Source organism: Rubinisphaera italica, assembly GCF_007859715.1.
Classification (GTDB): Bacteria; Planctomycetota; Planctomycetia; order Planctomycetales; family Planctomycetaceae; genus Rubinisphaera; species Rubinisphaera italica.
In genome coordinates, this window is sequence record NZ_SJPG01000001.1 from 4,637,728 (window position 1) to 4,650,111 (window position 12,384).

Genomic DNA, 12,384 nt, shown 5'->3' on the forward strand with positions numbered 1-12,384 from the left:
ACCTGGCTGGCGATGGCATCGATTTTCGTGTTTTTCTGCAGTTTCTGGTAGTCGTGCCGTAAATCGTTGAGCTTCCACTGAGAGATATCCTGATCAATCATGTGTCGGAAGTTATGATCGAGGGCATCGAGGATATCGCGATCTTTTTCGATCGCTTTGAGGTCGACATTGTTGGCGACGACGCCGGTTTCATGCGACCACTGCTCATCAGGCCGATCGACCCGCATCGCTTTTTCCTGGGAATCGACCACAAAATGAGCCGATTTCTTTTCAGCGACCGGATACCTGTCGACCGGTTTGCGCTCGACAGGATCTTTCATTTCGAGTTCGATGCCGTTGGAAGGGTAGGCGAAGGGGTTGGTGTCGTGTTCTTTTCGCAGGTTGCTGTCGACCGGGATGAGGTAGTCGCCCTTGACCCAGCGGAACTCGCCGCGAGGGGGTTCGACTTTGAACATGCTGACGACGCGGCCGCGATCTTCGATCTGTTCTTCGCCGAGGATGCGAACTTTGTCGCCCTTCATGAGCCGACGCTGTTCGACTTCGTGATGATCGCTGAGTTGGCTGCCGACGCGGACGATGACGTTATTTTCCGCAACCACGCCGCTGCCGCCGCCTTCTTTTTTGACGTACTCGGCTCGGACGAGACTGTAGCTCCCATCGGGGGGGACAATCATGTACCAGCCGCCGGGATCGTGGCGGTGAACCTGGACTTTTTCGCCTTTTTTCAGGGCTCCAGTGAGATAAAACCGACTGCCGGGGCCGCTGTGGACGGCGACATCGGCGGTGTTGGTTTGGGCCTCATAGGGGAATTGCATCCCAGCGAAGGCGTTGGTGGAGAGGCCAATCACAAGACAAATCGAACTGCAAAGCAGCCGCAGGGTGTTGGAATGACAGAATCGCGGACGTGCTGGGCACATAAGACCAGGCTCCTGAGATTTTTTAAACGAAAGGGAATCGTGCAGAGTCGCAGAGGGAAAGCCGCCTGCTGAATGGAAATCCAGCCACGACAATCCCGAGAGGAATTTTCGGAAACTTACCCGAAATTAGAAAAACGATTCAAGATGGCCTGGAAAAGAGCCGAGACGGGTAGAAATTACAATTTCGTGGGGGTGGGGGAACCGCCAAGACGCCAAGATGGGGAGGATGGGTTGGGTTTTTGGGTAGGGTTGTGTGACTTTTTGAACCACGGATGGGCACGAATTTTCACGGATGGGGGTCCGGTTGGAGATTGGGTAGGGGATTTTGTTTGCAAGATTTTTTGATTAAGGAGAGACTTGGGAATTAACTTCTTTTGACTTTGTTGCATCGATAACAACTTTTGTACAGAAGATGAATTTCGTGTTCAATATAAATTGAGAGCGAATGGTGGGACATCTTGTGCTTTCAGCACCCAACCGACAAAGTCGGTTGGGCCACCCGTGACTGGAATGAAAGTTATTGATTATGGGGCATAACCTAATGGACGAAATTATGAGGCTTTCGGATGTGTTAGATGTTGCGGGTGAGTTTCAATGGAGCGATGCATTATACTTACCTATAAATACTGCGTTTACTTTGAATACACCCGCAATCGTTTACGATCCAGATGATGTGGTTGATGACGGTCAAGAAACACCTGTATTTCCCTCTGAAAACGGTATGGTTTATGTGCTTGGAATTAATACGGTTCAAGAAATTTTATCTAATTTAAACCAGCAGAAACCTGAGTGTACGGCTGACGATAAACTTAAAGCACTGAATCACTATGTCCTAAATGATGCATTTATCTGCTTGAACTAACTTGTTTTAGTAGCGCCGTTCACAAGTTGGTTGGCAGCCACCCTCCGGTGTTACCCGTCCAATTTGTGTCACACTCCCTCAACGATCAGTCCATGGTAGACACCCCTCGGAAGCGGTGTTGAGCTACTTCCTGATAGGCCGGGCGGGTGGCCCGATCGAATTTGTCGGTTGGGTCGCGAAGTGAGAAGATGTACTTATCCTGCGGTTTCTGATTTTATTGGATATTCCTCAACCCAAAAAGCCAGACATCGTTCAAACGCAGAGTCTACGATGAGAAACAGATCCACTTCGTCACGTTCTCGTCATGCAAAAGACGATCGAACTTGCCGCCTCCCAGGAAGTATTTGCTGTTCAATCGACTAAGAGAGCGAATGGTGGGACATCTTGTGCTTTCAGCACCCAACAGACAGGAGTCTGTTGGGACACCCTGCTTCTGGCTCATCCTGTCAGAAACATGCGTTTGGTCCATCCCTTCTACGAACTCTATAAACTTTCAAGTGTCATGATTTGAAATCACAAAAAGTCTCAATTTTTCATCGGTTACAGTTTCATGCTATCGAATCGACTACAACATTTACTTCAAGAACTTTATCGATTCTCTGAGCAGCAAAACCTCGTGGGAGCCAGCAAGAAAATTGAGAAGACCATCTCCCTTATCGAACAAATTGCTGCTCAGAGTGAATGTGATGATGTTCCCTATTTGGTGCCATATCTGGTTCGATTTCTTTTTGGGAGATCTCGAAAGTTAAAGGTCGCGAACTGCCTTGCAATTCACAGGCTCCTGACATCGGTCTCATCTGAAGAACTCCTAAAGTGCGAAGTTCAGTTTGCTTCGTGGTGTATGCCGCGTATGTGGAATACTCTAAAACCAACACAGATCGATACTCTTGTTGCAGATGAATTGTGCCGTTCCTCAATTCTTGGGTTGGCGAGTTTTCACCGGAATGGTTATGTCAGACATGAAGCGATTCGGCTTCTCACCAGAATCCATGATGGCAGCGAGTTACCATATCTCCTGATTCGACAGAATGATTGGGTTGAGCCGATCAGCACAGAAGCAATTTCTGCTATCAGAGACCGGCTCAAAGAGGAATACCTACCACACTTCGTTCGTAACTTACCCTTGGTGGTGCATTTGCTTGAACTTGGTCGCCACGACCATGTATCTGTCGTAGAACAGATCATTGAGATGCTCCTCCAACCAGAATGTCGAGAGATATTGACAGGGGTCATTCAGGCTTCAGGTCGTGCAGTTCGCAGGAATGTCGTCAAACTGTCCCTCAATCTTCCCGGTGATCATCGTAGGCAGATTATAGAACAGGGATTAACCTCTGAAGACACAGTTCTGCGTATCTGGTGTGCCAGAGAAGTGCACTCGATCGATTCAGGTGAAAACTTAAAAGAACGACTGATCCAAATCAAACAAGATCCTTTCATGCCAATTAGAAGGGTGGGATTTCGTCTGGAAGCGAATGAATTTCCTGAATCTGAACAGGAAATATGGACCGAGGCTTTGCTTGACCACAATGCTTCAATTCGAGAACTGGCGCAGTTTCAATTACGAAAACTCGGTTTTTTGAATTCGGCACAAATCTATCGGGAAGCATTAAATATGCGACCAGATTATGTAGCAGCACTGGCCGGGTTGGGTGAAACTGGGGATTCATCAGACCTTCCAACCGTCCGTCTTTATCTCGATGCCAAGATTCCCTACCACAGAAGGACTGCTCTTCGAGCCTTTGCCAAACTTGGAGGTGTATCGGTCCTGGAGGAACTTATCGATAGGTTCCAGGATGACAGCCCTCAAGTTGTTCGAGAAGTGAAGCGACAGTTGCAGGAATATCTTCATATGATCGATGGGAGCCGATTATTGGCGATCATCAAGCAGGATTGCCGCCCTCATGTTCGAAAAAATGCGATTGAATTGATATTCGAGATGTCAAAATGGCGAAGTATTCCCTGGCTTATCAGATCATTGGATTGTGGAGACCGCTCTACTGAGGAACAGGCTGAAAATTTCATCGAAGCTTGGTTTTCGCCACCTCGTTGTAACAAAGTTTTTACTCGTCCTTCGGATTCGGAACAGCAAGCGATTGAACAAGCGATTAATAAAGTAGGATCGCAAATTGATAAAACGCTTTTCGAACAGTTGCATGATTGGTTGGAGAGTTGACCATTGAAAACATATCGTATTACAAATCTACATCTCGCGGTTGTGCCGCCCCTAAGGAATCAATCGGGGCCACCCGCCTGGCTGTGTTCCGCAGAAAAATCATTTTGGGATTTGAAAACATGCCTATTGCTCCCTTTATTCGCGCAGGTCTGGGAGTGCATCCTGTCGTTGATTTTGATGCACTGGAAAGCTATTACCCGGACATAAAATCAGATGTTTACAATATTGGTAGTGCAAGCGATTTAATCTCCTGGGAACAATTGCGACATTGGCATGGTATTGAAGATCCAAAAGCAGTTCCCTGTGATGTTTTGTCTGGGGTAAGGGCAAGCCGCCCAATCTCCGTATGACTCGTGTGGGAGGCACACCTTTTCTCCCAAAGCGAATTCCATGGCCAAAGGTCAATGACACGGTTACACAATTTCTTTGTCAATTTGATTTTCGTGACAGTCGCAATCTTACGGGACAGACTGTGTCTCGAGAGTTACCTGGCGACTTATTACTGGTTTTCGTCGCGGATCAGGAGGCGGTTCTTACCGCTGATATGGAGAAGCTACGATTCATCTGGGTATCAGCCGATGAACGAGATGAAGATATTTTGACTGCCTCGGACATGCCAGAGCCGACTCATGCTTTTGAATTTACTACTGCCTGGGGTGTTCGATTTCGAACTGTAGATGTGCCGTCCAAATGGGACGCCGCATATGACTCCTATGACGAAGTAAGTCGGGTTCGTACCTGGATGCTCCCCGTTTACTGGGCGACGAAAATTGGGGGAGTGCCCTATCACTCTCAAGAAATTCAACGGACCACTCCGCCAGATTATCTTTGCCAACTTACTTCCATCCAAGTCAGTGCTAAAACCAAATGGCCCTGGGTCAATGAAGAGGCTCCAATGCACCTTAGACCTAGAGAAGACGGGATTCATGACAAGAAAAACTGTCTCATGATCGGTGACATGGGAGAGTTCACATTGTATTTGAGTAAGAATGGAGAGATTTCAGTGGAAGCAGCATGTGGATGAAATTGATAGTCAATAGACATGGATTGCGAATGGTGGAGCGTTTTGTGCTTTGAGCACCCAACCGACAGAAGTCGGTTGGGCCACCCTGTGTTGGTCAAAAGAACTGTATGGCCCAGACGCGTCCCTGGAGATAGCTTCTAGCGCATATTGAATAATTACCTGCAGCATCCGGCAGGAGCAAACACAGCGTTTTCAGGACATTTGAGGCCCAAGCGACTGCAGATACCATTTGAAAATGGTCTAGTGACTTCGCTGCACTGGTATCCGCTTTGCCACCACATCTGTCAATTTGTAGACTTTGGCAATTACGACACTATTATCATTGACACACGAGAAATAGGTGGATTCAATTTTGAAATGCACGGGTTGATGGAAAAAGAGTGACATTCGTGAGATGGTTTGTTTTGACCAAACGACCATCAATCCTACTAAGAAGAAATCACGAATGTCACACACGCATCTTACTGCTGAGGAACGTGATTCCATAGCGCACATGCACGCCCTGGGACACTCTCGAATAGAAATTGCGCGCGAGTTATCCCGAGACCCCAGCACGATCTCCCGAGAACTGCGGCGGAATTCGGATGCGACCGGGAAGTATTTCGCCGGGAAAGCCGACCGCAAAGCGCGACGGCGTCGACAACTCTGCAAACTCCCCTGGAAACTCAACCACGCTCCGCTCAAAGAATTCCTGCTCGATAAGTTGTCTCTCAAGTGGTCGCCGGAACAGATTGCAGGTCAACTCTTGCGACTGCATCCTCGGGAGGCCAGAATGCGAATATCCATTGAGACGATTTACGCCTGGATCAAAGCAAACAAAAAGCAGGGCGGCAACATCTACAGGCAGCTGCGTCAATCGAGAAAGAAACGCCGCAAACGCTACGGCACAGGGATCTCCAGACGATGCGACCCGACCAAAAAGCCAATGGATCAGCGACCGGTTTCTGCACGCAATCGTTCGCGGATCGGGCACTGGGAATCGGATACCATCGAGGGTCAAAAGGGGACCGGCTACATTGTCACGCATGTCGAACGCAAGACCGGCTATCTTGTGGCGAGCTATCTGCCGGACAAGAAAGCATCGACGTTGAACGCGGCTTCGGTGTTTGCGTTTGAGGGGTTGCCATCGTCATTGATTCGAACTTTGACGACGGACAACGGGAGTGAGTTTTCGGGTCATCGAGAGTTGGAGCAAGCCCTGCATTGTGCGATCTATTTTGCTCCGGCTCGCCAGCCGTGGCAACGCGGCCAGAATGAGAACACCAACGGGCTTCTGCGGCAATACTTCCTGAAGGGGAGCGATTTCCGTAAACTGAAAGCCGAGGATATTCAAGCGGCTGTGATGGAGTTGAACAACCGGCCTCGCAAAAAGTACCAATTCAAATCACCACACGAACTGTTCGAACCCAAAACCCGTGCATTTCAAAATTGAATCCACCCCATCCTTGTGCCATCTGCAGACAAAGCCACCTCTAGAACATCGTCGAAATGCGCATCAGGCCATCGCTCTAGCGCTCTATGCTTTTCGTGCTCTGTAGTCGCGAGTCTGTACTTAAAAATAGTCCCTTCAATAGTCCCAAGATACAATATTTGGTTCTTATCAGAAATAGCAGCACATAACACTCGGCCTGGTACCTCTACACTTAACTCATAAGTGTCGTTGAACGCTGAGATTCCACGATGAACAATTAAGGTCTCGACATTTCCATCAGTATGCGCCTCAATAAAATATGGCTTATGGGTATCAGAAGAATAAAGAGGCACACCCTCAATCCCCCCCTCTTCATAAGGTGTCTTCGATAGATCTTTTATGTTCACAGAAGCCATTGGTCCCCGGGAGCGTTTTTCAATTGACCCACTCCAAATATCAATAACTCCATTTTCTTCATCGACGAGAACTGCATTCCCAATTAACCTCACACTCCCCTCTAAAAACACATAATCATACCCTTTCCCATTGAAATCATATACAATTAACGGCATTGCATTTTCATTGTAAGGACCACTTCCAGGCCGAGACACCACATTGTTACACATGAGATACAATTTATGTGTATTCGGGCTATAATAAGAAGAAAGAAAAATATTAGAAGGGTAATTTCTTTGAGTATAAATATTATTGTTTGGATTTACTTTTGACCAATCAAATTCAATTGTTGCCAATTTATTAATTGTGTTTATACGATCTGTTGACGCAGAATATAAATTCCCTGTGTATCCCTGTAGCGCATATATTAAATCACTAGTATTCCCAAATTCAAATAGGTTGATTCCAGTATTATAACGCTCAACACGATCAGGAGAAAAACGAATTACAGGTGTCTCTTCTTTTTGATTGAGTAGATTGATGAGAAAATACCATTCCCATTTTCTCAAATCCTCCCGACATTGCCTGAGCAAATTATTTGCATACTGAAGGTCACCTTCCTGCAAACTCTTGTAAGCTTGCCGGATAAAACTACGGTAGCTAAGTACTTGCTGTTCACTAGATAATATGCTCACACGTTCTGCTTGTTCCTCAGCTCTTTTTGTTTCCAAAGCCGCTATTTGCCTTTGCTGTTCTGTGTTCTCCTGCTCCTGGATTACTTTCTCCAATGCGTCTTCAGCAGCTTCTTTTTGAGATAATGAGTAATGCAATAGAGAGCTTGAGATAATGAAACCAATGGTGGTCACGAGTAGCACGGCAATTGTTAATCCTCCCACAAGCGGGTTACGTTTTAACCAGCGGAAAGCTTTTTCCAATTTTCCAACCCGTCTGGCAGTTATGGGACGATCATCCAGTAGTCGCTCCAAATCATCAGTAAATTCCTGACAGTTCTCGAAGCGTTGGCCCGCCTCCTTACACATTGCCTTGGCACAGATGGTCTGCAAATCCAATGGGATATGAGTAGCCAGTTTTGCTATCGGCTCCGGTTCTACTGATATCACATTGTAGAGCACAACTTCCACAGGTCCGGAAAAAGGGGCTTGGCCTGTTAATAACTCATAGAGGACTGCCCCCAGACTATATTGATCTGAAAGCGGTCCGACCTCTTCTGAATTTTTCGGACTCGCCTGCTCTGGTGACATATAGGCTGGCGTACCAATCAATGCTCCTGCCTTTGTGATTTTATCTTCGTCGGTTTCGAAGCGGGCCAGACCAAAATCCATCAAATAGGGCTCTCCCTGCTCATCGATCATGATGTTGTGAGGTTTGATATCCCGATGAATAATTCCGCATGAGTGAGCATAATGAACCGCTTCAGCGAGTTTTCTGACGATCGCAGCTGCCTCTCCTGCCTCCAGTGCTCCTCTCTGGCTGACATACTCGTCAAGAGAAACTCCCTTCACAAAGCGTGAAGCGATAAAGAAATTATCCTCCACCTGGCCTGCATCATAAACCTGCACAATATTCGGATGCGTTAATCGAGCTGAAGTTTTCGCTTCTCTCAAAAAACGTTTTGCGGATTTTGAATTCTGCAGTAACTCATTGTGAGGTAATTTCAGTGCAACTTCTCGATCTAGAACCGAATCGAAAGCCAGATATACAATCCCAAATCCACCTGCTCCCAGCTTCTTGAGAATCTCAAAGCGACCGATTCTCTTTGGTGATTTGGAGATGGAAGATTCGCCGGGTGACGAATTCGATTTCAAAATACTAGATAGGCGTTTGTCAGTGGAAATTGCGCCTTCTGCAGTGATCAGCATGCTGGTGTTACACGCTTTGCACCTTGCTGACCTTCCCATCTGAGTGTCGTCTACAACGAAAGTCTTTCCACAAGTCTTGTTGGGGCACTGCAACTTCTTATTTGGCACGAGATCAAAGTCCTATAGTCGAGAACATATGTATCGCAGCTATTTTGGCTTATTGAATTGCTTGAGTCAAAGCATCCAGCATTTCGGAGGCATCCTGATAGCGATCCTCGGGTTGAGTTGCTAAAGCTTTGTCAATGACCTCTGCAATGGCTGATGGCACACTTAATGATTTCTCGCGGATGGGAATCGCATCTTTGGTAAGAATGATTTCCAGAGGGTCGTCTCCCTCGTTTCTGGGCCGAGGGTAACACCCTGTGACCAGATAATAATAACTGGCTGCCAAACTCCATAAGTCACTAACGGGATTCAGGTACTTGTAATTAGTCAGCTGCTCCCTCGGCATATAATCGAGTGTTCCTGAGAAAGATCCTGTCACAGTTAACCCGGAAAATCCGGCCGTCTGGTAGTTTTTAGAAAGCCCAAAGTCGCTCAATTTGGGAACCGCCTTGTTTTGTTCCTTTTGTATCAGAATGTTCTCAGGCTTAATGTCTCGATGGATATACCCACTCTGGTGGGCGTAATGCAGGGCATCCAGCAGTTCGATGAATATCTCGGCCATGTTTACTGGAGACGAGAAATCTTTATTCTCTGAATGATAATTGTCCAAACTTCCATGGTTGCAGTATTCCATCACACAATAAATGAATGAGCTCTCCATACCGACGTCATAAAACTGGACGATGTTTGGATGACGTAGGCTGTCCAGGATTTCACACTCACGAACAAACTCCTGGGCAATGGATTTCGATTTAAGATTCTCCTGCATCGTGTGAAATGTTTTAATGGCAACAGGACTACAGTTCTCCAGGCTGGTGGCCAGGTAGACTTCTCCCATGCCTCCTTTTCCCAATCGTTCATTAATCTGGAAACCACTGACTTGAGGGAACACCGCATTTTCATCAGAGCGATCGGAAGTGATCTGGCTTCTGATCTCGTCAAAACGTTGTGCTTTTATTGCCTGACAGCTTTCACACTGGAACTGACCAGCAGATACCATTTCAGCAGCCATCACAGGGATTTGAATACCGCAAGTGGAACAGCTTGCAAACTTCATTTTCACCGTATCTGAGTGAACTTTTTCTGGCTGCACTATTTTCGGAGCAGTATTAATCGTGACATGGATGACCGTTTTTCCGACCCGTAAGCGATCCCCATTCTGTAATTCCACAGTGGCGTAGGTTTTTGCCGCTGCCTCAGCAATTGACTCCCCTTTTGTTCGACCTCCGTATTTCACTCCATTGATATAAGTTCCATTTCTGCTTCCCAGATCTCGAATCTGCACCAAAGGAGGATTTACTTCCATCAAGAAATGATGCCGTGAGATGTAACCATCTTTGGGTAATGCAATGTGGCAGTCTTTTTTACTGCGTCCGCAGATAAGAATGTCGTGTTGCTCAATCTGGAAAGCCTTTCCCATCAAAGGCCCTTCTTCAATGTGCAGTTCTATGGAATCGTTCATGAGACAGCAATAAGCTATTACTAAAGTGTCTGATTGAAGTGCGATTTAGAGAAAAGTACTTCGTGATGATTTTTTGTCTAATCCCGAGCTTTATTCCTGAATGATAATTAAGCTCGACTCAAATTATCAATTCCTACTCATTGAACTCAACTGTTTCTCGGGCTGTCGTCTAAACAACGAATCCACCAAACCATCGAAGAAACATCCACGTACCAATTCTCGCGACGTGTGGTTGGATCTACAGAAGAGCACTTTCAATGAGAATTTATTCATTTGATTATGACTCATTAATGTGGAGAGTTTCACGAATAGCATCACTCCTTTTCGCGGGTGGCACCGGTTGACGCAAAGCGGCTACCGGTGTGACGAAGTCACAAGAGGCGATTCTACCAAAGGAATGCCTCTGAAATCGCTGTGTCCCATTACTGGTTTACATCACAAAAAAACGCGAAGAGTCATATAGTACTCTTCGCGTCCTTGGCGTCTTGGCGGTTTCATTATACGGTTACGGTGTGAACGGATCCGACTTTCCAATTCCCCCGAATGGATTCACCGTGTCAAATGAACGCAGTGGCGTCTGCGGAGCGGTGAAGCCTTCACGCGTCAACACGAGTGGGCTACGGTCTTTGCGGTCGGCGATGGTGCCGGCGTGGTTGACGGTTCGTACATAAATTGGCTGGGTGAGTTCACTGCGTGAGCGGGAAGTTTGATAGCTTCCGGCCATGGTGGTCTCTTCACGAGCCGGTTGAGCAGTCCGGTTTGTGGCGTTGTAAGCCGGGGCGGAATCGAGTTGGGCCATTTGATGATTGCGTTCAGGAGCAGAATTGGTCGCGACATTCTGAGAGACAATCGGGCTTGGAGCCGAGGTTGCAGGGGCATTCAGGTCAGGTGATTGTCCACGAACAACGGTTCCTTCCGGGATTCGATTTTCATTCAATGCCAGTTGATTACCTTCAGGCAGGTTCAATGAAGGGCTGCCGGCAATCACCCAGCTGTCCCACTTCTGTTCGAGTTGTCCGACGGAGTTCACCCCATAATGAGCACTCAAGGCATGATCCCAGTTTCCTTTGCGATGAGCATCCTGCAGGAACGCCAGGAAAGTACGACGGCCACCCTGCTGAACCAGATAGTCAGTCAGTGAGTATCCTTGAGCATACAGTTTCATCACATCCCGCATGTCAGAAGGATATTCGGTCATGCCGAGGAGTGACTGCAGAGGAATTTTCTTGCCGCCCCGCATCACATCGTCAAGCAAGCGTGTCTGACGACGGCGTTCGGATTCGTGTTCGATCAGAGTCGACATGCCTTCATCGGCCCAGCGGGGTAGGGGACGTCGGAAAATACAGGCCAGAATGGTGTGAGTAATTTCGTGAGGTAGAACGGAATCGAGAATCCGCTCTTCGGTGCCCTGAATATTCATCCGCCAGCCGAGCACTTCGCCGTTCTGGAAATTGAATGTCGTGGCTCCGCCCGCTCCAATTTGTCCAACTTTACAGCGAATCGGGCAGGGAGCAGACCAGTTTGGCAGGTTCTTGCCAGCCCACATTTCCGAGAGTTCTTTTCGGAAACGCTCGGCTTCCTGTCCTACCCGTTCTGCAAATTGCTGGGTTGGTGCTTCGACCACAAAATTCGCAGTCCGATAGGATGCGGCCTGGAGTTGCAACTGATTCGCGAACAGTCCGGCACAAACAGTGAGCGTAACGCGAGCGGCAAATACACGAGCTTCCATGCTCTGGTATCCTTTTTGATTTTGAACATTACAGTCCATTTTCAAATGGTTTCTGCAGTCGCCTGGGCACCAAAGGAGCTAATAACGTTGTGTTTGCTCCTGCCGAACGCTGCAGATAATTTTTGAATATGCTCTGGTAATGCTTACGATCGATTTATGTCCCGAAGGAATTCCATTCCTTCGTCCCCTATGTTCACCGTTTGATCCCCCCGGACCCCGCGGCATGTTCCAATCATTCCGAAGAATGCCGTAACGAGAGATCAATTATGCAACACCCGTGCCAGAACCTCCCCAACTTTTTCCGGGACTGATCTTGACTCGATTTTCCAGCAGTCAAAGAACGCCCGATAATTTTTCAGTCCGATCAGCCCTGTAAATTCTGCCTTGTAAGCCTTACACGGAATACAGCATCCGTTCACTGAATT

9 protein-coding genes (1 of these 9 only partly in view) are annotated in these 12,384 nt (G+C 47.4%); 5 read left to right on the forward strand and 4 right to left on the reverse strand.

Annotation, left to right across the window (positions count from 1 at the left end):
- On the reverse strand, positions 1-917 hold the 5' portion of the coding sequence (locus Pan54_RS17510) for an SH3 domain-containing protein (protein ID WP_146504707.1). Its footprint begins 772 nt before the window's first position; only the first 917 of its 1,689 coding nucleotides appear in the window; the start codon lies at positions 915-917; its stop codon lies beyond the left edge, outside the window.
- A gap of 541 nt (positions 918-1,458) precedes the next feature.
- On the opposite strand from Pan54_RS17510, the gene Pan54_RS17515 reads away from it, so the two are divergent.
- From Pan54_RS17515 to Pan54_RS17535, 5 genes are all read left to right on the forward strand, one after another.
- Entirely contained in the window at positions 1,459-1,779 is a 321-nt protein-coding gene (locus Pan54_RS17515) for a DUF7716 domain-containing protein (RefSeq protein ID WP_146504708.1), read from the forward strand.
- 850 nt (positions 1,780-2,629) lie between these two features.
- A complete protein-coding gene (locus Pan54_RS17520; RefSeq protein ID WP_146504709.1) occupies positions 2,630-3,952 on the forward strand; it encodes a HEAT repeat domain-containing protein in 1,323 nt (440 codons plus the stop codon).
- A complete protein-coding gene (locus Pan54_RS17525) occupies positions 3,949-4,302 on the forward strand; it encodes a hypothetical protein (protein ID WP_146504710.1) in 354 nt (117 codons plus the stop codon). The genes Pan54_RS17520 and Pan54_RS17525 overlap by 4 nt, the downstream gene beginning before the upstream one ends.
- The gene (locus Pan54_RS17530) at positions 4,299-4,976 is read left to right on the forward strand and encodes a DUF1963 domain-containing protein (RefSeq protein WP_146504711.1); all 678 of its coding nucleotides are present in this window, start codon (positions 4,299-4,301) and stop codon (positions 4,974-4,976) included. The genes Pan54_RS17525 and Pan54_RS17530 overlap by 4 nt, the downstream gene beginning before the upstream one ends.
- A 445-nt stretch (positions 4,977-5,421) precedes the next feature.
- Positions 5,422-6,408, forward strand: coding sequence for an IS30 family transposase (locus tag Pan54_RS17535; protein ID WP_165441826.1), 987 nt, complete (start codon positions 5,422-5,424; stop codon positions 6,406-6,408).
- On the opposite strand, the gene Pan54_RS17540 is transcribed toward Pan54_RS17535, so the two are convergent.
- From Pan54_RS17540 to Pan54_RS17550, 3 genes are all read right to left on the reverse strand, one after another.
- Positions 6,399-8,663 (reverse strand): serine/threonine protein kinase, encoded by a 2,265-nt coding sequence (locus Pan54_RS17540; protein WP_165441831.1) that lies wholly within the window; start codon positions 8,661-8,663, stop codon positions 6,399-6,401. The genes Pan54_RS17535 and Pan54_RS17540 overlap by 10 nt on opposite strands.
- Positions 8,664-8,820: 157 nt before the next feature.
- A complete protein-coding gene (locus tag Pan54_RS17545; protein ID WP_146504713.1) occupies positions 8,821-10,230 on the reverse strand; it encodes a protein kinase domain-containing protein in 1,410 nt (469 codons plus the stop codon).
- A gap of 505 nt (positions 10,231-10,735) precedes the next feature.
- Positions 10,736-11,959: a peptidase MA family metallohydrolase gene (locus Pan54_RS17550; protein WP_146504714.1), complete on the reverse strand. Its 1,224-nt coding sequence runs from the start codon at positions 11,957-11,959 to the stop codon at positions 10,736-10,738.
- Between the last annotated feature and the right edge of the window lie 425 nt (positions 11,960-12,384).